This is a genomic window from Vibrio sp. 1F253 (assembly GCF_041439295.1).
Taxonomy (GTDB): Bacteria; Pseudomonadota; Gammaproteobacteria; order Enterobacterales; family Vibrionaceae; genus Vibrio; species Vibrio tasmaniensis_A.
The window spans coordinates 15,665-41,029 of the sequence record NZ_JBGONU010000036.1; the positions used below are offsets into that span (position 1 = coordinate 15,665).

Below are 25,365 nucleotides of genomic sequence, written 5' to 3' on the forward strand. Positions count from 1 at the left end.
TTAAGGTTAGACCCGCTTCGACAATTTTGCTTAACAATTATGTATTTATTTACAATTTTGCGTGTGAAAAACGTAGCGAGCGCAATAGGCAACTTGAGGCGTGTGGAATCGAATTATTTTACATTCGAGCGGATCTAACCGTTTGTTTTGTGATTTTAGGTCGCTTAACAATACTCACACTGGATTTATGTGTATTAGATGTATAACTGAGCTCTATTGATTTTTTGGAATGAAGTACCATATAATGCGCAGCGTTATCCAAAGTTGCTCAATAAATAGGTAAATATAGTGAAGAATAATGGGTTAAAAATAGTGGCTATCAGTGTGGCGTTACTGGCTTCGACAGCAACGCATGCAAAAATATCGCAGTGGTCACTGGGCGTTGCCGCCTCTTATTCTCCTGCTGTCTATAAAGAGACGCCGTCAAATCGTACGGTGATTCCCATGATTAGTTATGAAGGTGAGCATTTTTTCATGCGTGGATTCAGTGCGGGTTATCGCTTGCTACCTGCAGGTTCACCACAGAATATTGTGTTTAGAGCGGTTTATGATCCAAGAACATTAAAGCCAAGTGACTCTGATAATGCTGATATCCAGAAGTTAGATGAGCGTAAAGCGTCGGTGTTGGGAGGTGTAAGCTATCAAGTGATTACATTGGTCGGTATGTTTGAAGCGACAGCGGGCTCAGACTTAGGGTTTAGGCACAATGGCATCTATGCAGAAGCGGCATGGCGCCTACCAATTCGTCGTAATGGCTGGGCGATTACACCATCTATTGGTTACTCGTATAACAGTAAGCGTTTGAATAATCACCTGTACGGGGTGAGTTCAGCAGAAGCGTCGAGAACTAATTTGAACGAGTTCGATGCAGACTGGGATGGTCAGTACTTTATTGGTTTAGGTGGTTATCTGCATGTGACGCCAAATGTTCGAGTAACCGGCGGTGTGCGATATACCAACCTTGAAGGTGATATTGAGAACAGCCCAATACTTGAAAGCGGTATTAATATGGCAGCGAATGTTGGCGTAGCATACGTCTTCTAGGTGCTGTTGTTTTTCTCGTTATAGACGAAAAGAAAAAAGGGTTACTCATGATGAGTAACCCTTTTTTTGAAATTTTATAAGCCTAGTTAAAGCTAATCTTCTAATGCACTAAGCACTAAATATTTGAGATAGCTCTGTCGCACATAGGTGGTACTGACGAGGGCAGTTACGCCACGTTGTTAGCATGCGACGGTACTTTTCTAACATTGGCATTTGACTATTGAAGTGGTGATCTGCTTTGTCAAATTGAGGGTAAAGTCCTTCAGAGTCAACAAGGAAACGCACGTAATGTACGATTTGTGCTTCAGAAGCAATATCGAAACCTAGGAATTGTAGACGACGTTGGTCGACTTCCGCACGCTCTTGATCTGCAAGCATTTTATTCGACTCTTGCATCGCATGGTACATCTCCATAATGTCGATAATTTCGCGACATTCTGCTTCAGTTAAACAACCAAATTCTTTGTTAAGCTCACGCATTTGGAGTTCGTAACCACGTTCTACAATCGTTTGTAGACGCTGGTATTTAGCTGAGTTCTCAGGATCCATTTGAGACATTAGGTAGTATTGATTTGATAGAATTAGACGCTGAGCATTGGTCATTTCCATGGGAGGAACCTCACTAAAAAACTAAATGTTATATTATTTTGTTGCAGTAAGAGTAACAGCATTCCTAAGAGTGGAAACATGATCTCAACACGGATTTAATATGATTTTTTGAATTGATAAACAAAAGTTGTAAAGAAAAGTGAAAGGATTGTTTTAACCAAAAAAGAAAACGCCCCAATCGAAATTGAGGCGTTTGAAATCACTATTAACGTAAGTCTAAATTAGTATTTTACGTTTGAATGGTATTGACTGAGGATAGCAACAATCTCGTCCATTTTTTCTTTGCTTGGCGGATTTGTACCTTCAAGAGGGTAGTCGTGACCCAATGCTTCCCACTTATGAGCACCTAGCTTGTGGTATGGAAGCAGTTCTACTTTTTCGATGTTATCCATGTCCTTAATGAATTCACCCAGAAGATGCGCATCTTCTGGCGTATCTGTGTAGCCAGGAACAATCACATAACGAATCCACGTCTTCTTACCTATTTTGTGTAGGTAGCGTGCAAAATCCAGAGTACGTCGGTTGGATACACCAATGAAATCGTGGTGAATTTCATCTCGCATATGTTTAAGATCCAGCATTACCAGATCAGAGGCTTCTAGTACTTCATCGACCACTTCAGTGTGTTTACGAATATAGCCATTAGTATCAAGACAAGTGTGGATGCCTTCAGCTTGAGCCGCGCGGAAAAAATCACGAACAAACTCAGGTTGTAGCATCGCTTCGCCACCTGAACAGGTGATACCACCGCCAGAGGCTTTCATGAAATGACGGTATGATTTTGCTTCGTTAATGATCTCTTCGACCGTTACTTCCTTTCCGTCATGAAGATCCCATGTATCGCGATTATGGCAGTACATACAACGCATTAAGCAGCCTTGAAGAAACACAATAAAGCGGATACCAGGGCCATCGACAGTACCACAAGATTCGAATGAGTGAATGCGACCAGTTGTAGACATGAGCTATTCTCGTATAGGAATTTATACCGTTTATTTTATTACAAAAACGGTACATAAAATAGGGTCAAATGGTAACTAGGTCTTTAAAAATAAAGGCAATCACCTGTGAAGATGATTGCCTTTATTTAACTTGAAAAGCAGGCGGTGAAAGCCTTTTCTATGGCTAGAAGAAAGCAAACATAGCGATGCCACCAGTACCGTACACTGACTTTGTTGCTTCTTGGTAATCGGGTGTTTTTGCGGTAAGTGCGAAAGATGCACCAACGTATTGGTTATACCAAGCAACACCAAGTATCGCTGTCGCTTGAATGTTCTCTAAAGTGACATCGTAGATCGCAGGATCTTGGTCATTTTTCTTTGCATAATCATTAACACCGGAACGATCCCCTTCGACAGTCAGGTCATTAAATCGGTAACGCCCTTCAAGACCTGCGTAAGTAAACCAACCTGTATTTGAAGCACCTATCATGCCTGCTTTGAATGGGTTTTCTGTGCTGATGTTCGCTGCGCCAAAGTTGCCGCCCAAGTCAGTACCCCAACGGAACATAAATCCAGTAGAAATGTCGCTTCTAAAATTACCAACGTTGATCTCTGATACGTTAGATATCTCGAAGTCAGTATTCGCTAATGCTTGATTACGCATTAGGTTGAAATGACTTAAGTAACCAAGGCTACCTGCGTACTCATCATCAACTTGATACTTCCAACCCATAGGTTCGTCTGATTTAGTGATTGAGTGAACCAGTTTTTGAGCGTCTTCGGAAAGTGCTCGCTCGCCTGTAGTACCAAACGTGATGTTAAAACGCTGGGCTTGTTGTGGGTTCAAGCTGATGTAGTTGAATTCTGTATGTAGGTAACCTGCGTATGGACGATCATTGGCTGATGGTTTTTCTAATTCAATGTCAGAAGGCGTGTACATCTTGTGACCAATGGTGATTTCCCACTTATCTAAAGAGCTTGCGCCCCAATAGGAAAGGCTCAATGGTTTTACCCAAGCGTATGGCGTAATACTTGACGATGTGTAACCCAGAAATAAACCGTTGGTATAGTCTTGGTCGACACCAAAGATACCATCGTTGTCTAACGCAAAAGTTAACGTAGAGCGTTCAGATGCCAGTGATGAACAAGAGAGGAGAATCAGTGGTAAATAACGAAGGTATTTCATGTAGCGGTTACTCTAAAATGATGAACAGAAATAGTACCGTAGTTTGAGTGGATTTGTAGAAAAAAAGTGAATGCGAGTGTGCTTTTTGTGGCCAATCTAATCTTTCTTGGGGGAGGGGGTATTGATGAGATTTAGAGTAGATATAAAAAAGCCCCGCACATTGGCGAGGCTAATAGTTTTTACTGTCTATTGAGCGTGAGCTTATAGAGACTCAGTAAATGTACGTGCGATTACGTCAGCTTGCTGCTCTGTAGTCAGAGAGTTAAAGCGTACAGCGTAACCAGAAACACGAATCGTTAGCTGAGGGTATTTCTCAGGGTGCTTAACTGCGTCTTCTAGAGTTTCACGGTTAAGAACGTTCACGTTAAGGTGTTGACCACCTTCAATGCCAGCTTCGTGGTGGAAGTAACCATCCATTAGGCCTGCAAGGTTAGCACGTTGGCTATCTTCTTCTTTACCTAGCGCGTTTGGCACGATAGAGAAAGTGTAAGAGATACCATCTTGAGCATCAGCAAACGGTAGTTTACCTACAGACGTTAGTGAAGCTACAGCGCCTTTCTCATCACGACCGTGCATTGGGTTTGCACCAGGAGCGAAAGGAGCGCCAGCACGACGACCGTCTGGAGTGTTACCTGTTTTCTTACCGTAAACCACGTTAGACGTGATAGTAAGAACTGACTGTGTAGGGATTGAATCACGGTAAGTCTTAAGCTTACGGATCTTGTTCATGAACGTAGAAACTAGTTCACAAGCAATGTCATCTACACGAGAGTCGTTGTTACCGTATTTAGGGTAATCGCCTTCGATTTCGAAGTCAGTTGCAATGCCATCTTCGTCGCGGATTGGTTTAACAGTCGCGAATTTGATTGCAGACAGTGAGTCAGCAGCAACAGACAGACCAGCGATACCACAAGCCATAGTACGACGAACGTCGCGGTCATGAAGAGCCATTAGAGACGCTTCGTAGCTGTACTTGTCGTGCATGAAGTGAATGCTGTTTAGAGCTGTCACGTATTGCTTAGCTAACCAGTCCATGAAGTGATCTAGACGGTCCATTACTTTATCGTAATCAAGAACAGCGTCAGTCATTGGCGCTTCTTTAGGACCAACTTGCATCTTAAGTTTTTCGTCCACACCGCCGTTGATTGCGTAAAGCATTGTTTTCGCAAGGTTAGCACGAGCACCGAAGAACTGCATTTGCTTACCAACGATCATTGGTGATACACAACAAGCGATTGCGTAATCATCAGAACCAAGGTCAGGACGCATTAGGTCATCATTTTCGTACTGGATAGAAGAAGTATCGATAGATACCTTCGCACAGAAACGCTTGAAGCCGTCAGGCAGTTGCTCAGACCAAAGAACTGTGATGTTTGGCTCTGGAGAAGGACCCATAGTGTATAGAGAGTTAAGGAAACGGAAGTTCGAACGCGTTACTAGCGTACGACCATCAACACCCATACCACCCATAGACTCTGTAGCCCAGATTGGGTCGCCAGAGAATAGCTCATCGTACTCAGGAGTACGTAGGAAACGAACCATACGCAGCTTCATTACGAAGTGGTCGATCATCTCTTGTGCTTGGTCTTCTGTGATTTTGCCAGCAGCGATATCACGCTCGATGTAGATGTCTAGGAAAGTCGAAGTACGACCTAGAGACATTGCAGCACCGTTTTGAGATTTAACCGCAGCTAGGTAGCCGAAGTAAGTCCACTGAATAGCTTCTTGAGCAGTTTGAGCTGGCTCAGAGATATCGAAACCGTATTTCTCAGCCATTTGCTTGATTTGACCTAGAGCACGATGTTGCTCAGAGATCTCTTCACGCAATTGCATTGTAGCAGCAAGATCTTCGCCGTTCTCGAAACGCTCTTGTAGAGAAGCGAATTGAGCAGCTTTGTCTTTCATTAGGAAGTTGATACCGTAAAGTGCAACACGACGGTAGTCACCAATGATACGACCACGGCCGTAAGCATCAGGAAGACCAGTCAGAACACCAGACTTACGACATTTTAGGATATCAGGAGTGTAGATATCGAAAACGCCAGCATTGTGTGTTTTGCGGTATTCTGAGTAGATTTTTGAAACCATTGGGTCAAGAGTTTCACCGTATGCTTTACAAGAACCTTCAACCATACGTACACCACCGTTAGGGATGATTGCACGTTTTAGTGGCTTCTCAGTTTGTAGACCAACGATAGTCTCAAGATCTTTCTCAATGTAACCTGCATCGTGAGCAGTAATGGTAGAGATAACAGAAGTATCGAAATCTACAGGTGCTTTAGTTGCGTTTTCCTGTTTGATACCTTCCATTACCGAAGACCAAAGCTTGTTAGTTGCTTCAGTACCCTCAGAAACTAGGAAAGACTCGTCGCCTTCATATGGCGTGTAGTTCTTTTGAATGAAATCACGAACGTTTACTTCGCTTTGCCACTCACCTGCAGCAAAATCTTCCCAAGCTTTAGCAAATTGCTCTGCCATGACATACCTACCTTTTTAGTAGAAAAAATACGTACATTAACACTGTTGAGCCAGCGCCCCTCGTAAGGGTAGTACACTCTTATTAATAACAATATATATGAGCATATGAGCGTCATATGGTTATATATATTGTCACTACCTTTTATATGTTGTCTTTACTCTATGTATTCAAGACTACGCTAAAAAATTTCTGCAAACCTTAAACTAAATCAATAAACGCCAAAAAAAATTGAAAAAATTTGAGTGGCAGGGGTTGCCACCCAAACTTTTTTTTAATCCCAATACTACTTTTGTGTAGTAATGAGCATTATAGCCAAGCTTTTAGGCCATATTGACTTTCTAGCATACCAACTGCAAGCATTGCTACTAAACAGATAACTAAAACGCCAACTGGGATTACAATCTTGTCTACAAATGATAGACGCTTCGCACGCTCTTTATCACCAATTAGACCGTTGTTATCAAGAAGCATAGTCAGAGCCCATGCTAATACAGGGTTAACAACCGCTGAACCGAAGATACAGATACCAGCTGCTTGAGAATCCTTTGAATCCTTAACCATTTGCATACCCGCTTCAAGTAGAGGTAGAGATACACCTACAAGTAGCGCAACACGCATCACTGGTGGCCATACTGCAACGTCCATTGGGAAACCAAGAATCGCAACAATAATACATAGAGAACCAAGCAAGATTGCGCCGCCAGGAATTGGACGTTTCGCGATTGCTGCTGGGATCATGTAAGTACCCCAAGAAGAAGTGATGTTACCACCACCAACCGCTGTACCCACCATTTGACGAACTGAACACATAGTCATAGTGTCATCAACGTCCATCAGAACTTTTTCAGACTTTTTAGGGTAGTTTAGTTCTTGGAAGATACGGTGACCTAGGAAGTCAGGTGACCACATCGCTACCGCTAGGATTGCAAATGGTAGAGAAGCGATGAAGTGTTCAACGTTTGGCAAGCCAAGCATCCAACCTTCAGAAGTCGAACCCCACCAGTAAACTGGGTTTAGGTTTGGGATACCCATTTCAGTTTCGAATACGATATCGAAACCAGCGCCCAATGCTAATGCAATAGCAAGGCCTGTGAATGCACAAACTGGGATAGCTAACCAACGCTTGTTTACTTTTGCTAAGAAAGCATAGATAGCAATAGTAATAGCAAGAACGATTAAGCCAACGTAACCCATGCTACCCGCTTCAACAGTAGAAGATTGAAGACCAACCGCCCATGCTTGAATCGAGTTAATTTGGCTCATGGTACCCGTTAGGCCTAAGAAAATGAGCAAGCCACCAGCGGTACCTTCCGAAGTCAGGTTAACCAGCTTGGAGCCGCCTTTTAGGAAACTTAGGATTAGACCGAAGACACCGATAAGGATAGCCAATGCAAGAGGGTGAGCACCAGCGAGAGCGATGGTACCAATAAGAGGAATCATTGGGCCGTGGTTACCGGCAAGGTTTGCTTTAGGGTTGAAAAAACCAGAAGCAAGGATACAGAACAGCAGTGCAGGAATTAGCATTTCTACACGAGCAACTTCAATCGCGAAGTCTTTACCTAGGTTTACGTGATCCCAAGCTTGAGTTAGGCCGTCAGCCCAAGACATCATTACTGCAGAGTACATCGCGATGATACCGATGGTACCAGCAAGTGCAGGAACAAGATCTTCAAGTTCAAAACGGAAATCACGGCCTGGAAGGTTTAGGCCAAAACGACGAGGCTTCATGATTTGAAGTTCGTGATCTAAGTAATCTGAGCGGCTCTCAAACTCAGAAGCAGGGCGGTGTAGCTCTTTATAGCTTTTCTCTTCTACTTCAGAGTTCGCATTATTCACAACGTCTGACATAGATTCCTCATATTTTTATGTTAGTAATTCTAAAATTGAATTATAAAATTTCGCGTAATTGCGTTATTTCTTAGTTATAACTTATTAATATTATGTTGCACGGCTTTGATGTGCTTTATGCAGCTAAGTTAAAAGAAATGTTTGGCATTTTTAATGCCTTATTCTTTGCTGCTAAGTCTAACAAGCTTACCCTTTAGGGTGATTGATCTTGATCACTTTATGAGTTTATGTGAAAGAAAGCTACAAAACGAAGCGATTCATTAACGTACCGTTGATGAATTGTGTAATTAGTTTTCACAAATTGACGTTAGCTATCTTCTTCATGTCTTGCTCTACATAGCATCAGCCGGATACCTCTTACTTACTGAGTGGTTTCACTATTAGTAACTGGTCTCTTAGTTGCCTATGAAGTTTTAACCACTCAACGACCTTCAAATAACGTTCTCGTATAGTGAGTTTGGTGTACTACTGCGGGTGTTAGATTTTGTCGGAAGCGCAGTTTTTAAGTTCACAAAACGTGTTTTTCTTGTGAGGCATCAAGCTACGAGAATCTCATTTTGATTAACTTTATTTAAACAATGTCAGAGTCGCAATTACAGCTTGTTGATACATTTCATTCAGTAAATTGAGACTAAAACGCTATTCATTGCATAATAAGTCAGAGTTAATCGCTATTTATTCTCAATTATTAGGTTAATAATTTGTTGCATGTTGTTTCGTGTGGTGCTAGTTTGTATCGCATGAAAAGGTCGGAGTACCTTGCATTTTCACAAACTTGGGAGAGAAAGCGCATGAAAGATGTACCAGCGCTGGACATAAAGGATTTACACAAAACGTTTGGTCAAAATGAAGTTTTAAAGGGAATTTCACTTTCTGCGCATAAAGGCGATGTAGTATCGATTATCGGATCTTCAGGGTCGGGTAAAAGTACTTTCCTTAGATGTATCAACCTTTTAGAGACACCTACTGCTGGCGAGATTTGGGTTAATGGTGAATTAATTCAAATGAAGAACAACCGCCAAGGTGTTTCTGTTCCTGCCAATGAAAAACAAGTACAGCGAATCCGTTCTCGCTTAGCAATGGTTTTTCAGGGTTTCAACCTGTGGTCTCATCTGACCGTTCTCGAAAATGTTATCGAAGCGCCTGTTCATGTCTTAGGTGTACCTAAAGCACAAGCGATTGAAAATGCTGAGCTGCTACTGAAGAAAGTAGGGCTATATGAACGCAAAGATTACTACCCGGGTCATTTATCTGGCGGACAACAACAGCGTGCTGCGATTGCAAGAGCGTTAGCGGTTGATCCTGAAGTAATGCTATTTGATGAACCAACATCGGCACTTGATCCTGAGTTAGTAGGAGAAGTACTTGGTGTAATGCGCGATCTAGCAGAAGAGGGAAGAACCATGCTTGTGGTAACACATGAAATGGCTTTTGCTCGTGACGTATCAAATCATGTGATGTTCTTACATCAAGGCTTGGTGGAAGAACAAGGCGATCCAGCTAAACTGTTTACTGAGCCTGAATCTGAGCGATTACAACAATTTATCTCATCGATTTACTAATCAGAATTGAAATGCTGTTGCTAAGGTAAATGGCGACAGTGTTAACAATGAAACACAACAAGTAAGTTAATAAGTAACAACAAACACAATATTAAAATTAGCAAAACATAAAAACCTAAATCACAGGAGTAGGGATATGAAAAAGTGGTTATTAGTCGCGGCACTTGCTGCAACTGCTGCAACGGGCGTAGCTCAAGCAAAAGAATGGAAAACAGTACGTTTCGGTATTGAAGGTGCTTACCCTCCATTTAGCTGGACAGAAGCTGACGGTTCGCTGAAAGGCTTCGATGTCGATATGGCTAACGCGCTTTGTACTGAAATGCAGGTGAAGTGTAAGATCGTTGCACAAGATTGGGATGGTATTATTCCTTCTCTGCTTGCTCGTAAATATGATGCGATCATTGCGGCAATGTCTATCACGGAAGAGCGCAAGAAAAAGATCGATTTCACAGGTAAATACGCACTTATCCCGAACAAGTTCATCGCTAAAAAAGGTGCAGGCCTTAACTTTGATGATCTAAGTGGTCAAAAAATTGCCGTTCAACGTGCAACAACTCACGACAAGTACCTAACAGATAACTACGGCGACACAGTAGAAATCGTTCGTTACGGTTCATTTGACGAAGCTTACCTTGATCTAGCTAACGGTCGTGTTGCTGCTGTACTGGGTGATGCATCTGCTCTAGAAGAAGGTGTACTAAACAAAGCGGGTGGTGAAGACTACGAGTTTGTTGGTCCATCACTCACTGATCCTAAATGGTTCGGTGAAGGTTTTGGTATTGCTCTACGTAAGCAAGACAAAGATCTGACTAAGCAATTAGATGCTGCAATCCTTTCACTACGTGAAAAAGGCATCTACCAAGATATCGCTGCTAAATACTTCAACTACGACGTATACGGTAAGTAATCTCTAGCGTCACTTCTTAAGGGAGAGGCTCACCTCTCCCTGTCTTACCAACTTTTTCGCAGTTCTGTTGGAATTCATTATGTTTGATTTACAAGGATATGAAGCGTCGATCCTGAAAGGGGCGGTGCTTACAATCGAAGTTGCCTTACTGTCGCTAATTTTAGCTATGGTTCTTGGTATGCTAGGTGCCTTAGCTAAACTCGCGCCTTATCGCTGGGCTCGTGCAATTGCAACCCTCTATACAACCGTTATTCGAGGTATCCCCGATCTCGTATTGATGATGTTGATTTTCTTTGGTGGACAAATCCTTTTAAACAACAGTTTGTATTCCATCAATGAGTGGCTCAATGAATGGTTCACGTCGAGTGACCCTAACCACGAGTGGACTGCTTACTTACCTGATTATATTGATGTCAGCCCATTTATTGCTGGTGTCTTAACCATTGGCTTTATCTTCGGTGCTTACATGGCTGAAACCTTCCGTGGTGCCATCATGGCTGTTGATAGCGGCGAAATGGAAGCGGCAAAGGCCTATGGCATGGGCCCTGTTTTAGCGTTCCGTCGTATTCTATTACCGCAAATGATTCGTCACGCACTGCCGGGGTTTGGTAATAACTGGTTGGTTTTACTAAAAACTACCGCGCTGGTTTCTATTATTGGCCTTGAAGACATGGTACGTGTTAGCGCTCTGGCGGCGGGTTCAACCAAAATGCCATTTACCTTCTATATGACGGTAGCAATCATCTTCTTATTCTTCACCAGTGTTTCGACGGGCTTACTTAAGTTGGTTGAACGTAAATTCAGTATCCACGCGAGGTAGTTATGGACTTTTCATTGATAATTGAAAGCCTGCCGATTTACCTTGGTGGTTTGTGGACAACGGCTTGGATGGTTTGTGTCGCTTTGATTGTTGGCTTATTCGTAGCCATACCATTAGCTATCGCTCGTAACAGTCCAAATATGATGATTAATGCACCAGCTTGGTCGTTCATTTATTTCTTCCGTGGTACGCCGTTATTGGTTCAGTTGTACCTGATTTACTACGGTATGGACCAATTCTTCCCAGTAAAAGATACACTATGGGAAAACGCGTGGTTCTGTGCTTTAGTTGCGTTTATTCTGAACACATCAGCATATACTGCAGAGATCATTCGTGGTGCTATTAATGGCTTACCGAAAGGTGAGGTTGAAGCCGCGAAAGCGTACGGCATGAGCACACCAAAGACTTACCGCCGCATCATTTTGCCAAGTGCTCTACGTCGTGCATTACCGGCTTACAGTAACGAAGTTATCTTTATGCTTCATGGTTCAGCGGTAGCAGGTATCGTAACCATTATGGATTTAACGGGTGCTGCACGTTTGGTCAACTCTCGCTACTACGCTCCATTCGAGTCTTTCCTAACGGCAGGTCTATTCTACATGGCGCTAACGTTTATTATCATTGCGATTTTCAAATTCGCAGAGAAGCGTTTCCTTGCTTACCTAAGGCCGTTAAGTTAACTCTACGATACAGATTTTCTTAGATAAACGGCGCTTTTGTAGCGCCGTTTTTAATTTCAATTCAATTGTTCGGGTTCTAATAAGTTTAAGTGGTATTTGTTAAATTCACTTCATAAATTACGAACCCATTAGTCGAATCAATTGACTTCATTAAACCCATAGATACACTTGCTCCAATTTTTTTGAGTGTCGTATAACAATGAAAAAAAACATCTTATCTTTGTGTCTAATTCTGCCGTCGTCTCTACTACTTTCTGCATGTGGTGGTTCTAGTGATTCCGCTCAACCTCCGAGTAAAACGGCGGTACAAAAAGCGCTTGAATCCGGAGATGCATCCCTTGTATCTAATGCCAATGAGTTTATTGACGCCAGCCAAACGCTCGTTGCCCAATACAAATCTGATTACAGTCAAATTAAACAGTCTCTGTCTAAAAATTCAGACGGCACGCCGCTGCGCAATCTTCATTGGGATCCAACACACGATGCCGCGATCATCTTACCAACTTACGGCTTCAACGATGTCATCCTGCAAACCAATAAAGCGATGCAGAGTGGATATACTGACCAAGAGCTTGCGATTGGTATTGCAGGTTATACATCGAGCGGTAGTCGTTACGCTGCGTTAGCAAGTAACCCATTTCGAACTAAGCAACGTTCAACGGATTCAGTCAACGCAGAAATGGAAGTGTGGTTGAAAAACTTGGTGGGTTGGGCATCAGGCACAAGTTCACCTAAGAATGTTGTCTTGGCTCAGATGGATCAGTCTTATTATTTTCCTGATGACAAAGCAACGCGAAACTGGCTAACGAGCAACATCAATCCTTCGATGGTTATCAATGATGATAAAGCCTGTGACGGCAGCAAATTAAGCCAATGTATTGAAACGAACAACCCTGATTTATTGATTTTGTCTCAAAAGTTAAATGATGGTGACGAAATTAACGATGTAATGACGGGGTTACGTTTGGCGTTCAACAAAAAGATTCCCGTACTGTATTTGCATCTTGATGGCGGTATGACGGACTTAGGCAACGCACTATTTGCAGAAATGCATATGACGTATGTTGGTGATAACTCTTGGCGCAGGCTAGGGCTGTCAAATTGGGATTCAACGCAACTGATTGATCGAATGCCAGATAATATCGTCAAACAACAAGCACTTTTACAGCGCCTGAAACTCGATAGTTTCACTGTTGACTTGAATTTATGTGATGACAAATCTTGCCCAGATGAGTCCAACATGGATGAAGAGTTCTATAAGGCCGCGAACAGTATTCGTTCACACCTAACGACGCTTGATAGCAAAAAAATTGATCTCTTTGCATCCAAGAACTACGAATATGAAAAGCTGTTACTGCTACTTGCTGATCGCTACCGACAAGACGTTAAGTACCCAATGGGTAAAGACGTAACAGATAGAATCGACTTTCTTCGGTCGTATTACAGTGATTACGCGACATACAACACTCGACAACATAACGCAGCACAGCCGAGTTTAGGGAACTTCAGCACCAAGAACTTTAAGAATGTCCCTCTCATCACCAAGATTATTACTTTAGAGTCAAAGAAAAACTTCCGTGCGGCGGGTGTATATGCCTTACCGGGTAAGACGATCAAAGTGACGCGATTAGATAATAACAAAGTGGCAACGTCGATTGCCCTTAACACACTACGTAGCGGTGCGACTCATGAGTTTTCGGGTAAAGACGGCTATGCAAGGCCGAAGTTTTTGACTTCGGTAACTTACCCCGTAAAACATGGAGAAACGATATACCTGACCTCTGCCTATGGCGGGACATTACAAGTTCATTTTGATACCAACGATATCGATGTAGAGCTGCGTTTTGAAAATGTTGCCCAACACCCTGTTTGGCGAAGTCAAGCGGACAACGATAGCTTTGTCGCGCAGCTCGAAGAAGGTAACTTTGACTGGGCTGAGTTGGTGACTCCCGGATTTGAAGTTCACTCTAAACTAGACAAGATGAAAGAGTCTATCGGAGCTTCTGATTGGGCACAGCCGCATGATATGGCTCTCGCCACAGAGCGTTACGTACACAACCTTCCTCATGCACTTGCGGGTTTCAAAGGGCCAGGAATTGATGAAATTGCTGAAATACACCAATACGGAGAGGCAAAGGGCTGGGAAATTGCGAACATTGATATTGTAAAGCACATGAATGCCGATCAAGCGACTTGTGGTTACGGTTGTTCAGGAAACCCTTACGATGCTTATTGGTCTTTTCATCCTCTAGGGCATGGTGATTTGCACGAGCTTGGTCATGGACTGGAAAGAGGACGTTTTAGATTCTCTGGGTGGGAAGGCCACTCAACAACCAACTACTATTCGTATTTCAGTAAATCAAAGTATTACAAAGATACGGCAAAGGTATCGTCTTGCCAAAGCCTAGACTTTAAAGGGCAGTATCAACTTTTACAGCAGAGCCGAACTCAGCCAGATCCAAACGCTTTTATGGCGGCTCAAAATCAAACGGGTTGGAGTTGGGGGGCTCGTATGTTCATTCAAATGATGATGTTGACTGAGCAGCAAGGTGTATTGAATTCAGGTTGGCATTTACTAGGGCGCTTACACTTGATTGAACGCGAGTTTAATCGCTTGAAAGCCAGTGATACTCTTTGGAACAACGGTAAAGGCTCGATTGGTTTTTCAGATTACACCAAACAGGAAGCCGAAGGCATCACCAACAATGACTGGTTACTTATCGCATTAAGCTACGTTGCAGAAAGGGATATGACACAATACTTAGATATGTGGGGATTCAGTTTCAGTGATAAAGCGAAGCAACAAGTCACAGCTCTTAGTCTAAGTAACATGCCTTTGACATATTTTGCATCGTCTAATCAAGGCTATTGCTTAGATGAATTTGCTAAGACGCCGTTAGATGTTGACGGCACGACCGCTTGGCCGCTTAATTAGGTATATGGCAGATAGAGTCACGAATAAAAAAGAGAGGAGATATTAACTCCTCTCTTTCGTTATTCGCTTCTGGTTAGCCTAGTGAACACGATTTACCAGCTACTTGATATGGCTAAGTTCTGTTACCTAAAAGTAACTACTTAAACGTCGACCAAATTGGCGCGTGATCTGACGGTTTTTCGATGCCGCGTAGTTCGTAGTCGATGCCCGCTTCAGTACACTTGTCAGCAAGCTTCTGAGTCGCAAGTACCACATCAATGCGCAGGCCGCGGTTGTCCACGAAGCCTTTTGAGCGGTAATCAAACCATGAGTATTGATCGTTCACTTCAGGGTGTAGTAAACGGAAGCTGTCCACAAAGCCCCAATCCATCAATGTTTTCAACCATTCGCGTTCTTCTGGTTGGAAAGAACATTTACCGGTTTTCAACCAACGTTTCGCATTAGGTTCACCAATGCCGATATCAATATCGGTAGGGCTGATATTAATGTCGCCCATTACGATCACTTGTTCATCTTTGTTGTGGTAATCGTTCAGGTACGTCATTAAGTCTTTGTAGAACTGGCGCTTGTACGGGTATTTGGTTTCATGCTTAATGTTGTCGCCTTGAGGGAAGTAACCATTTAGCACAGTGACCTTCTCACCGTTTTCATCTTCAAACGTCGCCATGATCATACGCTTTTGATGGTCTTCATTGTCTGTAGGAAAGCCTTTTTGTACCGAAATTGGCTCTTGCTTACAAAGCATAGCCACACCGTAGTGAGCCTTTTGACCGTGGAAGTAGACCTTGTAACCCATAGCTTCAACATCGGCTAGTGGGAAGGCTTCATCGTGCACTTTGATCTCTTGTAGACCAATCACATCAGGTTGGTGCTTATCGATAATAGCCTGAAGCTGATGAAGGCGGGCTCTAAGGCCATTGATGTTGAAGCTAATTACTTTCATTTGTTTTTATACCTCTCGTAAACCCTTGTGATTGCTTGCTTTTCAAGGGCTTGCTGATTTGGTGGGTTTCATGATTAATCGTATTTAAGCATGCTTAATAATTTCTGTCGCCATTTTGTCGCCCCTAAATGGCGACAAAATGGTGTGAATACTCACTTTTACGCAGAATCTACTGAGTCTTTAGCAAGTCTAAAAAGAACGCGTATTCAAGTGCGTCTTCTTTTAATCGCTTAAATCGACCGGAAGCGCCACCGTGACCAGCTTCCATATCGGTTTTGAACAGCAGCACGTTGTTGTCTGTTTTCATCTCACGCAGCTTCGCCACCCACTTCATGGGTTCAAAGTATTGTACTTGTGAGTCATGCAGGCCTGTTGTTACCAAGATGTTCGGGTAGCTTTGAGCCTTCACATTGTCATATGGTGAGTAACCTAGCATGTAATCGTAATAGGTTTGCTCGTTCGGGTTGCCCCATTCGTCATACTCGTTGGTGGTGAGAGGAATCGATTCGTCAAGCATGGTTGTGACAACGTCTACAAACGGAACATGTGCTCCGATGCCACGGTACAGTTCTGGTGCTTGGTTGATGATTGCGCCCATCAATAGACCGCCAGCAGAACCACCAACGGCGAACACTTTATCTTGTGCGCCGTAGCCTTCTTCAACCAGCCCTTTGGTCACATCGATAAAGTCGTTGAACGTGTTTTGCTTGGTCAGCTTTTTGCCGTCCTCATACCAAGGGCGGCCAAGCATCTCGGAACCTCGAATATGTGCGATAGCATAAACGAATCCGCGATCAAGTAAGCTGAGTCGAGCCGAGCCAAAGGTTGGTTCGATAGTGTGGCCGTAAGAGCCATAGCCGTATTGGTAGATTGGGTTAGTGCCGTCTTTCTTGAATAAGTCTTTGCGATAAACCAGAGAGACAGGTACTTGCTTACCATCGCGAGCCGTTACCATAATTCGCTCTGATTGGTAGTTATCCGCTTCGAAATCACCCAATACAGGTGTTTGTTTCATGACTTCGGATTCTCCTGAACTTAGGTCGAAATCATAGTAAGTACCTGGCGTGGTTAAGCTGCTGTAATAGACGCGAACTTTTGAGTTATCTAATTCATAGTTACTTGTTAGGTAAGCAGCAAAAGCAGTGTCGTTAAATTCAAGTGGGAACTCTTTCCCTGTTGAGAGTTGACGAACTTTCACTGTAGACAAGCCATTCGCACGTTGCTCGTAAACCAGATGGTCATCAAACAGCTCGAAGTCAACAAGTTGAGTATTCTCGTCAGCAGGAATGACATCGACCCATTTAGAGCGGTCATGCATCTCTTCAGCAGTGACTTTCATTAAACGGAAGTTGACCGCTTGGTAGTTGGTGTAGATGTAGTACCAATCACCTAGCTTAGCGATGCTGTACTCGATACCCGTTTCTCGTGGGTAGAAAGCTTCGGCTTTAGCGTTTGGGTTGTTGGCATCTATGACTGAAACACCGCTGGTTTCTGTACTCGAGTGCCAAATGTAGACCTGTTCACCATCTTTGCTTTTGCTCAAAGAGGTGTAGTAAGCGCTGTCGGTTTCTTCGTAGATTAACTCATCGCTTGTTTGAGGTGTGCCTAACACATGGCGGTAAACTTGATAACCAAGTAATGTTTGTGGATCTTTTTTGATGTAGTAAAAGGCTTGGTTGTCGTTTTGCCATGCAATCGCGCTCGAAGCCCCTTCAATTTCATCTGTTAGGTATTCACCTGTCGTGAGGTCTTTAATCTTGATGGTGTAAATACGGCGGCTCAGCGTGTCTTCGCCATAGGCCAACAAGTTTTCGCTTGGGCTGATCGTTAAGCCACCAATACTGAAAAATTCATGGTCTTTTGCTAGTTCGTTAACATCTAAGATGACTTGCTTGTCTGTACCTAAAAAGTCATTTTCACGCAAGTGAACTGGGTATTCGTTGTCACCTGTGACTTCATTCGAGTAGTAGTAGCTGCCTTTGCGAACTGGAACCGAATGGTCGTCTTTTGCGATTCGGCCTTTGATCTCTTCAAATAACTGTTCTTGTGATGCTTCAGTGTGTTTCAGCACGGCCTCTGCGTACTGGTTTTCTTGCTCAAGATGCTGCAAGATCTCTGGGTCTTGGCGCTCATCATCACGCATCCAGTAATAATCATCGATTCGGGTATCACCATGAATCGTCATTGCATGAGGGACTTTCTTAGCTACGGGAGCTTGGGTTTGATGTGCGATGAGTTGCGATGGAGAGTTGTGGTCCATGGTTGTTATTCCTTGATTGCTGCATCCGGCGACAAGTGCGGCCGATACGGCTAATGTGGTTAAAGCGAAACGCATCTGTATATCCTATTGTGTACCTTACTCGTTTTAATGCCAGCATCCTTTAGTGGTTAGTTTTCTTCCAGTGATGTTATTTATAATTGGATTCTGGATTGGTACTTTCAGCGTAAGTGTCTGTTATTGTTTTCAATAAATCAAAGTAATGTTTAATGGAATCGATGGTAGATGTGATCTGGGGGAAACGTGCAATGAAAAAGGGACACACTTTTCAGTCTGTCCCTCTTCGTTGTTTGAGCTGAGGTAGAGTTTACTTTAGATAGCCAATGGCATTTCGTTTGAATGGTCAGGTTTACGATTAACCCAACGTAAACCAAGCATGGCGATGAATGACATTGCAATCATCAAGCAACCGAGCGGAAGTTGGTCTTGAGCTGGGAAGAACGAGGCCAGTAGTGTTGCGATGCCAGCACCTAGATTTTGCATACCACCCAAAATTGCACCTCCAGTACCTGCGTGGTACGGGAATGGCGAAAGCGCCCCTGTTGTTGCCGCCGGGAATAAGATACCAGCGCCCAAAAAGTAAATCGTAGCACCACCGATCAAAGTTAATGCTGTTGTTTGACTAAATAGACCTGGTATCAACACCACGGTAGACCCTACCAAGATAGCAACTAGTCCAACATTCAGAGCGCGGCGCTCACTGCTACGTTGTGCGATGTAACTGGATAGGCCAGCACCGACTAAGTAACCTGGAATGGGTAATACAAACAACAAGCTTACTGTGGTTGCTGGCAAGCCAAGTACTCCGCCAAGTAATACACCTGCCGCAGCTTCAAATACCGCTACACCTGCAAATGTTGCGACCAATACCAATAAGAAACCTTGGAAACGTTTGTCAGATAGAACGAACTTGTAGCTGTTGGCAACCGATTCATGTTTGCGTCGTTCTTTTGGCAGAGTTTCCATCATGCTCGTCATCATGGTGATCACCACTGCGATACCAAACAGCGCCAGGAACAAGTAGCTAGAACGCCAACCGAAAGCTTCTGTTAAGTACCCACCTAATACAGGAGCCATCAATGGTGAGAAAATCACACACATGCTAATTAAGCTGTTTGCGCGGTGCAGTTCTGCGCCTTCAAAACAGTCGCGAGTCAATGTACGAGACATCGCACCACCACAACCGATGCCTAAACCTTGTATAAAGCTACCTGCTAAGAACCATTCATATTCGTGAGCAAACAATGCTACCAAAGTACCGATGATGTAGATGATCAAACCGACAACGATGATTGGTTTGCGACCTAGGCGATCAGAAAGTGGACCGTATGCAAACTGCGACAGACCATAAGGGATCAGGTAGCACGCCATCACAGCTTGAAGCGAAGATGCTGAAACCAAGAACTCACCCGCCATATGACCGATAGAAGGCACGTACATCGTTTGAGTCATTTGACCCACGGCAGTCAGGATAGCGATTAAAAAGGTAAGTTTCGCTAATGGAAACGAGGCGGACATTTGCGTATCTCTCCAAAAATTAGGACGTAAAAAGCCTTGGCGTTCCATTAAGGAGAGCCAAATAAGTAAAGTAACCTGGGAATCTAGGCGCGAGATATTAGAGATTGAGCATCTACTTAGCAACCAAAAAGTGTGAAGTTGATCAAGATAAAAATCTATAGCTTGGATTATAAAAACTAATCCGAATTCATTGAGGTTATAAAATAAAAGGAGTTATTGGCTTCCTTGAAATGTTGCAATTACTCTGAATCAATTTGCGTTATTCATGACCGGAAGCGTAGGCACAAAGAAGCCTAAGTCTGACAAGCTGAAAGCTCTTGAAATCAAAGCAATAACAGACAAAATACACGATTTATTAACATTTCTATAAACTTTCGTTTTATATGCACGTAATTTGTGCTGTAATTATCCGCTAAGCTATTCGTCTAACTCATTCACATTGTGCATAGCAGTTTGTTACTAATGTGATGGTTACGGTTATGGAAGTCTTTTGGCTTAAATAAGGATATTAAATGCGTTCTCTATCAGTACAGTGGAAAATAACCCTCTTAGCAGGTTGTTGTTTAATCATTACGTCACTGTCTCTCATTGGTTTCTCGATCTACAACGCGACGAGTAATCAACAGGTCATAAAATCTCAAAGCTCAGAATCGGTGATTAACAAAACTCAACAGTTGTTGGCATCCGTTTCTCAGCTTAATGCTCAAGAAACTCAACGTTATGTCGATGAAGCTATTTATCGAGCAGAAATGTTGGCTTCTAGTGCCCAGTTTCTAAAGAACAATGCAGACGAAAACTTTACCCCAAGTGAAGAGCTTCGTACTGCGTTAGATGAAATGGTTCGTCGTTCCGTTTTGAACTTTGATTCTATTCAAGGGGCTTACCTAGTCTTCAAGCCCGATTTACTTGATGCTGAAGATGCGAATTATGTCGATGCGGATTATGTCGGCTCGAATGAAAGAGGGCGTTTTGCTCCTTATTGGAAGGTGGCAGATAATGGTGAGAATGTTCTTCCAAACGTGTTATCAGAATCAACATTGAGTGATAACAGCAATAGCGAACGCTTTTTCTGTCCTTTGTCATCTGGACAAACGTGTATTAGTACGCCAAGAGTTGTGAGTAGCGGTGGTCAAGAACTGCTTACGTCTTCGATTTCGGTGCCTATCATCGTTGATGATGTGGCGATTGGTTTCTTGGGCATCGACTTAAGGCTCGATGGTTTAACCAATGTTGTCACTCAATCGGATCAAAGCTTGTTTGAAGGTGCAGGCGCGGTTTACGTCGTTAGCTTAGACGGTTCCGTTATCGCTTCTGATGATCAAAGTATTGCGGTTGGTTCGAGTTTTCAAAGCAACAATACAAGTAGTGATCTAATGACGGACTTTATCTTTGGTGGCGAAGTCACGACTCAATGGAGTGAGAATGGTGAGTGGTTACTCGCATTTGCACCTGTTGTTGCCGCCAACCAAACTTGGGGTGTGCTGTTTGAGATTCCAAGAGAGAGTGTGGTTGCTGACGCGAATCAATTGGATGCCATTATTAGTACTAAGCTAAGTGAAGGTATTAAGACTGAAGTGATTGCGGGTATTAGCTTTATTTTTTTCGGTCTAGCGATCATCGCTTTTGCTTCACTGTCCATTGTTAAGCCTATTCGACAGGTAGTTGAGAGACTGAACGATATTGCTTCTGGTGAAGGTGATTTAACGCAACGCTTGGAAGTGAAATCTCAAGACGAAATTGGTCAGTTGTCACAAGGGTTTAACCTGTTCTTAGACAAGCTTCAACACACTATTAAAGAGGTGATTCAGACCACTGAGCAAGTGGCGAGCACGACAAGCCAGGCGAAGGCCTCTGCATCAAGTACTCGTGAAAGTAGTGAGTCTCAGTTTAAAGAAGTGGATCTTGTGGCGACCGCGGCAGAAGAGATGACTCAGACTTCGGGCTTAGTGGTACAAAATGCTGAAATAGCCGTTGATGCCGCTTGTGAAGCGAATCGTTCTGCTCAGCAAGGCCAACAGGTTATCGAACTTTCTGCCGGTGAGATGAGAAAGCTGGTGGATCGTATGTCGAGCGCCGTGCCTATTGTTGAAGAGTTGGCTAAAAATAACGGTAACATCACTGAGATCTTAAGTGTGATTGAAGGGATCTCTGAGCAAACCAACTTACTGGCATTGAATGCGGCGATTGAAGCGGCTCGTGCAGGTGAGCAAGGTCGAGGTTTTGCCGTCGTTGCTGATGAGGTAAGAAACCTCGCAAGTCGCACACAGTCATCGGTTGGTGAAATCAGAGCCGTGATCGACAAGGTCCACGCGGGCACTCAAGATGTCGTTGAAGCGATACAAGAAGGTAATATTCTCGCTAACGACACGGCATTACATGTTCAAAAAGCGGTCGAAGATCTGGGTTCGATCTTTACTTCTATAGAAGCGATCAGTGATATGAACAACCAGATCGTGAGAGCGGCAGAAGAGCAACAATCGGTTTCCGGTGAAGTGAACCAAAGTGTTGTTAATATCCGTGATTTGAGTGCGAAGATCTTGGATCAAGCCGCAGCTTCTGAACAAGTGGGTAGCGAAATTGATCAACTGTCCCAACAGCAGCAGAAATTGGTTAATCAGTTCAAGGTTTAGCCTAGTTGTTCACTGTATAGCTTTTAAGCTTAGTTAACAATTGAATAGAAAAAGGGACAAATGAAGATTTCATTTGTCCCTTTTATTTTTCTTGGCCTCCAAGGCTCCAAGGCTCCAAGGCTCCAAGGCTCTAAGGCTTGGCGATATCCGCGAAACCGATTAACGATGTTAGTCTTCGATAAACCAGTAACCTTTATTCACCAATTCCGTCACGACGGTTACACCTGAAGGAGAAAGATTAGTTGTTGAGTTAATTACCGAATCATCACACAGTACGTTTAGTAGCGAAGAATCAGCCTGTTCAACTTTAACGACTTCCCCATTGATGTAAGCTGTGTTGCTTTCATTCTCATGGTAGAGCGCTTTTAAGCCCGATACTCGACAAATCTCGCCTTCTGACTCTAAGTGCTGAGCGATCTCTTCTTCTGTCCATAATGGCTCAGGAGCGACGATATCAAGCTGGTGGCGTGATTGGCTTAGCAAACATCCCATGAATTCGCTGATGGTTTCAGGTTGCTCTAGTGCAGATTTCAACATGTCAGTTAGATTGCTTAAATCCGATGAACGAATTTTGCCGTAGCCTTCTTGCGTTTTGAACTCTGGATCATGCAGGTGAACATCACCCATATCATGAGCAAGTACAAAGTCGGCAAAGTTGCTAATCAGCTCTTGTTCTTTAGGGGAGCGGTAGCCAATAGAGTAGCTCATTGACGGCTCTAACGTGTTCCCTTCATGCGGGAAACCTGGTGGGATATAAAGGATATCGCCTGGCTCTAAAGTTTCATCAATGATCGGGTCAAAACCTTCGATTTGACGAAGTGCAGAAGCTTGAACGGTCTCTTTGTATTGGCCAATATCTTTTGCGCCGACTTTCCACTGGCGTTTACCTTGGCCTTGAATGATGAATACATCGTATTGATCAATATGGGGGCCTACGCCACCTTCTGGTGCTGAATAGCAGATCATTAGATCGTCGAATAGCCAGTTTGGTAACGCTTGGAACGCTTCAGTCAGCTGATTGGCACCCTGATGCCAGTGGTTAGCCGCTTGAACGATCAATTGCCAATGTGTTTCAGTGAGTTCGCCAAACTTCTCTTCTGAGAATGGACCATGTTCTGCAGTCCATTGATTGTCGAGGTTAGAGACAAAGCGAGAATCCACTTCTTCTTCCATCGATAAACCAGCAAGTTCTTCCGGCGAAATTGGGTCGACGAAGTTTTGGAAGCCACCTTTCAAGATGGTTGGTTTTTTATGCCAGTAGTTTTCAAGAAATTCGGGCATAGAAAAGCTAAGTTGGTACATGTGAATCCTGTATGTTTTTATGCTAGATGCTAGATGCTAGATGCTAGATGCTAGATGCTAGATGCTAGATGCTAGTTTGGCTTGTAAATCTTGTTGGACAATCTTAATTGCTTCTAACGCAACCTTTGGGTCGATTTCGTTGCTTTCGAGCAGATAGATCAGGTCGACAGCTAACTTAACTTCTTCTGGGGCGTTATCCAGTGGTGATGATGGGTTATCAGTGTTCATTTCGCTTGGGGTTCTCTAAGTTAATCAGTCTCTCAATATTTTTCATTGAGTCTTCGCAGCGTTCTAATCGTTCTTTTGCTAATTGCCAAGCCTCGTCCGCTTTTTTCTTACTGTGGCGAGGCGCAGATTCAAACGCTAACTTGCGTATTCGTACTAAATCGACCAATCGCTTTTGCCAATCTTGATGCTGAGCGAGTTCGTTATATAGGTCGTTAAGGTTTTTCCCTGACTTACTTTTTCGATCTAACCTTAAATCATGATTGGCTAGTTCTCTTTGGATTGCAGCTATCTGATTAGTGAGTTTTTCTGTCAGGTAGTTGGCCCGAGAAGCAGTAAGTTGGTTTGTCGCTTGTTCTCGAACAATAGTGTTGTACGTTGCCTGAGTTTCGAGTGCGTAGGGCAGTAAAATAGAAGAGCTGCACTTAAACAAGGTTCTATCGAACAAGGCTTGATGATAAGCCCCTCGAGATTTATCAACCTGCGAGCAATGGCCAATTAAGATATCAATGACGCTTTTTAATTTAGAGAAATGATTCATTTTACTTACCTTGGGCGACTGGGCTATAAGGTTACAAACCAAGCTTCGTAAGCCAGCTTAATCGCAAGTACGCTTACAACAGTAACAAAAACAGGTCGTATAAATGTAGCACCGAAACGAATAGCAGAATGTGCCCCAACAAATGCTCCAGCCATCAAACAAAGACCCATAGTTAAACCAAGAACCCAATCAATATGACCAAGAATTGCGAAGGTCACCAAAGACGTAAAGTTACTGGTAAAGTTCATGGCTTTAGATAGACCAGAAGCAAGTAAGATATTAAGACGATAAAGCGCCATCGAGCTCACAGTCCAAAAAGCGCCAGTTCCTGGGCCTGCAACACCATCATAAAAGCCGAGAATGAATCCTTGGTACTTTTGCTTTCTTTTAAGTACTGGGCACGGTTTAGGAGACACATTATGGCTCACATCTGGAGTCTTGTGAAAAATGGTATAGACCGCTGCTGCGAGAATGACTAGCGGTAATACCTTCTCTAACCACTCTGTGCTTATGGCATCAACAGTCAGGGTGCCGATTGTTGCACCTATTAAAGTAGATATGAATGCATTGACCCAACATTCAGGTTTGAACAGCTTCTTGCGATAGTAAGTAAAAGCGGCTGTTGATGAGGCGAATGTTGCGGCCAGCTTATTAGTACCGAGTGCAATGTGTGGTGGTAAACCAAGCGATAGCAAAGCTGGTACAGTTAACATTCCTCCGCCACCGGCGACAGCATCAATAAAGCCTGCAGCAAATGCAACCAAGGCAAGTATGACCAACATGGTTGGTTCAATCATTTCCATAAATAGCTAGTGTTCTCGTTATCGGCTGTTCGGGCAGCCACATGAAGAATCGAGGGATTAGTCATGCTGGGTTGTGAATGCAAGGGCCTAGCGATGGCAGACCCATAACTACCA

At 43.4% G+C, this 25,365-nt stretch carries 19 protein-coding genes; 7 read left to right on the forward strand and 12 right to left on the reverse strand.

Going from position 1 to position 25,365, the window contains the following annotated elements; genetic code table 11:
- Positions 1 to 288: 288 nt before the first annotated feature.
- Positions 289 to 1,044, forward strand: coding sequence for a MipA/OmpV family protein (locus ACED28_RS16550; RefSeq protein WP_371710291.1), 756 nt, complete (start codon positions 289 to 291; stop codon positions 1,042 to 1,044).
- Between the two features lie 108 nt (positions 1,045 to 1,152).
- Here the strand turns inward: ACED28_RS16550 and ACED28_RS16555 are convergent, their stop codons facing one another.
- The 5 genes from ACED28_RS16555 to ACED28_RS16575 all read right to left on the reverse strand — a co-directional run bounded on the left by ACED28_RS16555 (position 1,153) and on the right by ACED28_RS16575 (position 8,107).
- Positions 1,153 to 1,653: a YfbU family protein gene (locus ACED28_RS16555; RefSeq protein WP_009846313.1), complete on the reverse strand. Its 501-nt coding sequence runs from the start codon at positions 1,651 to 1,653 to the stop codon at positions 1,153 to 1,155.
- 221 nt (positions 1,654 to 1,874) lie between these two features.
- Positions 1,875 to 2,615 carry a pyruvate formate lyase 1-activating protein gene (gene pflA / locus ACED28_RS16560; protein WP_009846312.1) on the reverse strand — a complete coding sequence of 247 codons (741 nt, stop codon included), beginning with the start codon at positions 2,613 to 2,615 and terminating at the stop codon, positions 1,875 to 1,877.
- A 163-nt stretch (positions 2,616 to 2,778) separates the two neighbouring features.
- Positions 2,779 to 3,780, reverse strand: a complete 1,002-nt coding sequence (locus ACED28_RS16565; protein WP_371710292.1) for a lipid A deacylase LpxR family protein — start codon at positions 3,778 to 3,780, stop codon at positions 2,779 to 2,781.
- A gap of 201 nt (positions 3,781 to 3,981) precedes the next feature.
- Positions 3,982 to 6,258 carry a formate C-acetyltransferase gene (gene pflB, locus ACED28_RS16570; protein ID WP_371710293.1) on the reverse strand — a complete coding sequence of 759 codons (2,277 nt, stop codon included), beginning with the start codon at positions 6,256 to 6,258 and terminating at the stop codon, positions 3,982 to 3,984.
- Positions 6,259 to 6,565: 307 nt separating this feature from the next.
- The gene (locus ACED28_RS16575; protein WP_009846317.1) at positions 6,566 to 8,107 is read right to left on the reverse strand and encodes a DUF3360 family protein; all 1,542 of its coding nucleotides are present in this window, start codon (positions 8,105 to 8,107) and stop codon (positions 6,566 to 6,568) included.
- 791 nt (positions 8,108 to 8,898) lie between these two features.
- Here ACED28_RS16575 and ACED28_RS16580 point away from each other — a divergent pair.
- The 5 genes from ACED28_RS16580 (at position 8,899) to ACED28_RS16600 (ending at position 15,011) form a co-directional block, all read left to right on the forward strand.
- A complete protein-coding gene (locus tag ACED28_RS16580) occupies positions 8,899 to 9,669 on the forward strand; it encodes an ABC transporter ATP-binding protein (RefSeq protein WP_004736532.1) in 771 nt (256 codons plus the stop codon).
- A gap of 136 nt (positions 9,670 to 9,805) precedes the next feature.
- Complete coding sequence (locus tag ACED28_RS16585) at positions 9,806 to 10,576, forward strand: ABC transporter substrate-binding protein (RefSeq protein ID WP_009846319.1); 771 nt, start codon at positions 9,806 to 9,808, stop codon at positions 10,574 to 10,576.
- Between the two features lie 79 nt (positions 10,577 to 10,655).
- A complete protein-coding gene (locus ACED28_RS16590) occupies positions 10,656 to 11,396 on the forward strand; it encodes an ABC transporter permease (protein ID WP_012603591.1) in 741 nt (246 codons plus the stop codon).
- Between the two features lie 2 nt (positions 11,397 to 11,398).
- Positions 11,399 to 12,076 carry an ABC transporter permease gene (locus ACED28_RS16595; protein ID WP_009846321.1) on the forward strand — a complete coding sequence of 226 codons (678 nt, stop codon included), beginning with the start codon at positions 11,399 to 11,401 and terminating at the stop codon, positions 12,074 to 12,076.
- A gap of 199 nt (positions 12,077 to 12,275) precedes the next feature.
- Positions 12,276 to 15,011, forward strand: a complete 2,736-nt coding sequence (locus ACED28_RS16600; RefSeq protein ID WP_371710294.1) for an ImpA family metalloprotease — start codon at positions 12,276 to 12,278, stop codon at positions 15,009 to 15,011.
- A gap of 136 nt (positions 15,012 to 15,147) precedes the next feature.
- Here the strand turns inward: ACED28_RS16600 and xthA are convergent, their stop codons facing one another.
- The 3 genes from xthA to emrD form a co-directional block, all read right to left on the reverse strand.
- Positions 15,148 to 15,954: an exodeoxyribonuclease III gene (xthA, locus tag ACED28_RS16605; protein ID WP_017102068.1), complete on the reverse strand. Its 807-nt coding sequence runs from the start codon at positions 15,952 to 15,954 to the stop codon at positions 15,148 to 15,150.
- Between the two features lie 169 nt (positions 15,955 to 16,123).
- Entirely contained in the window at positions 16,124 to 18,214 is a 2,091-nt protein-coding gene (locus tag ACED28_RS16610; protein ID WP_371710301.1) for a S9 family peptidase, read from the reverse strand.
- A gap of 330 nt (positions 18,215 to 18,544) precedes the next feature.
- The gene (gene emrD / locus ACED28_RS16615) at positions 18,545 to 19,750 is read right to left on the reverse strand and encodes a multidrug efflux MFS transporter EmrD (RefSeq protein WP_029223912.1); all 1,206 of its coding nucleotides are present in this window, start codon (positions 19,748 to 19,750) and stop codon (positions 18,545 to 18,547) included.
- A 512-nt stretch (positions 19,751 to 20,262) separates the two neighbouring features.
- Between emrD and ACED28_RS16620 the strand changes: the two genes are divergently transcribed.
- Positions 20,263 to 22,380, forward strand: a complete 2,118-nt coding sequence (locus ACED28_RS16620) for a methyl-accepting chemotaxis protein (protein WP_371710295.1) — start codon at positions 20,263 to 20,265, stop codon at positions 22,378 to 22,380.
- Positions 22,381 to 22,548: 168 nt separating this feature from the next.
- On the opposite strand, the gene ACED28_RS16625 is transcribed toward ACED28_RS16620, so the two are convergent.
- Genes ACED28_RS16625 through ACED28_RS16640 form a run of 4 tightly spaced genes read right to left on the reverse strand, consistent with a single transcriptional unit; the run spans position 22,549 to position 25,251 of the window.
- Positions 22,549 to 23,682, reverse strand: a complete 1,134-nt coding sequence (locus ACED28_RS16625; protein ID WP_371710296.1) for a JmjC domain-containing protein — start codon at positions 23,680 to 23,682, stop codon at positions 22,549 to 22,551.
- Positions 23,683 to 23,739: 57 nt separating this feature from the next.
- Complete coding sequence (gene rsmS, locus ACED28_RS16630) at positions 23,740 to 23,910, reverse strand: pleiotropic regulatory protein RsmS (protein ID WP_009846328.1); 171 nt, start codon at positions 23,908 to 23,910, stop codon at positions 23,740 to 23,742.
- Positions 23,900 to 24,448, reverse strand: coding sequence for a primosomal replication protein (locus ACED28_RS16635; RefSeq protein ID WP_371710297.1), 549 nt, complete (start codon positions 24,446 to 24,448; stop codon positions 23,900 to 23,902). The genes rsmS and ACED28_RS16635 overlap by 11 nt, the downstream gene beginning before the upstream one ends.
- Before the next feature lie 23 nt (positions 24,449 to 24,471).
- Positions 24,472 to 25,251 carry a TSUP family transporter gene (locus ACED28_RS16640; protein ID WP_009846330.1) on the reverse strand — a complete coding sequence of 260 codons (780 nt, stop codon included), beginning with the start codon at positions 25,249 to 25,251 and terminating at the stop codon, positions 24,472 to 24,474.
- Positions 25,252 to 25,365 lie beyond the last annotated feature (114 nt).

What these genes read in the sequence shown, in the direction of transcription:
- ACED28_RS16555 (WP_009846313.1), bottom strand. Translation starts at nt 1,653, where the DNA reads ATGGAAATGACCAATGCTCAGCGTCTAATTCTATCAAATCAATACTAC.
- pflA (WP_009846312.1), bottom strand. Translation starts at nt 2,615, where the DNA reads ATGTCTACAACTGGTCGCATTCACTCATTCGAATCTTGTGGTACTGTC.
- ACED28_RS16565 (WP_371710292.1), bottom strand. Translation starts at nt 3,780, where the DNA reads ATGAAATACCTTCGTTATTTACCACTGATTCTCCTCTCTTGTTCATCA.
- pflB (WP_371710293.1), bottom strand. Translation starts at nt 6,258, where the DNA reads ATGGCAGAGCAATTTGCTAAAGCTTGGGAAGATTTTGCTGCAGGTGAG.
- ACED28_RS16575 (WP_009846317.1), bottom strand. Translation starts at nt 8,107, where the DNA reads ATGTCAGACGTTGTGAATAATGCGAACTCTGAAGTAGAAGAGAAAAGC.
- ACED28_RS16580 (WP_004736532.1), top strand. Translation starts at nt 8,899, where the DNA reads ATGAAAGATGTACCAGCGCTGGACATAAAGGATTTACACAAAACGTTT.
- ACED28_RS16585 (WP_009846319.1), top strand. Translation starts at nt 9,806, where the DNA reads ATGAAAAAGTGGTTATTAGTCGCGGCACTTGCTGCAACTGCTGCAACG.
- ACED28_RS16590 (WP_012603591.1), top strand. Translation starts at nt 10,656, where the DNA reads ATGTTTGATTTACAAGGATATGAAGCGTCGATCCTGAAAGGGGCGGTG.
- ACED28_RS16595 (WP_009846321.1), top strand. Translation starts at nt 11,399, where the DNA reads ATGGACTTTTCATTGATAATTGAAAGCCTGCCGATTTACCTTGGTGGT.
- ACED28_RS16600 (WP_371710294.1), top strand. Translation starts at nt 12,276, where the DNA reads ATGAAAAAAAACATCTTATCTTTGTGTCTAATTCTGCCGTCGTCTCTA.
- xthA (WP_017102068.1), bottom strand. Translation starts at nt 15,954, where the DNA reads ATGAAAGTAATTAGCTTCAACATCAATGGCCTTAGAGCCCGCCTTCAT.
- ACED28_RS16610 (WP_371710301.1), bottom strand. Translation starts at nt 18,214, where the DNA reads ATGGACCACAACTCTCCATCGCAACTCATCGCACATCAAACCCAAGCT.
- emrD (WP_029223912.1), bottom strand. Translation starts at nt 19,750, where the DNA reads ATGTCCGCCTCGTTTCCATTAGCGAAACTTACCTTTTTAATCGCTATC.
- ACED28_RS16620 (WP_371710295.1), top strand. Translation starts at nt 20,263, where the DNA reads ATGCGTTCTCTATCAGTACAGTGGAAAATAACCCTCTTAGCAGGTTGT.
- ACED28_RS16625 (WP_371710296.1), bottom strand. Translation starts at nt 23,682, where the DNA reads ATGTACCAACTTAGCTTTTCTATGCCCGAATTTCTTGAAAACTACTGG.
- rsmS (WP_009846328.1), bottom strand. Translation starts at nt 23,910, where the DNA reads ATGAACACTGATAACCCATCATCACCACTGGATAACGCCCCAGAAGAA.
- ACED28_RS16635 (WP_371710297.1), bottom strand. Translation starts at nt 24,448, where the DNA reads ATGAATCATTTCTCTAAATTAAAAAGCGTCATTGATATCTTAATTGGC.
- ACED28_RS16640 (WP_009846330.1), bottom strand. Translation starts at nt 25,251, where the DNA reads ATGGAAATGATTGAACCAACCATGTTGGTCATACTTGCCTTGGTTGCA.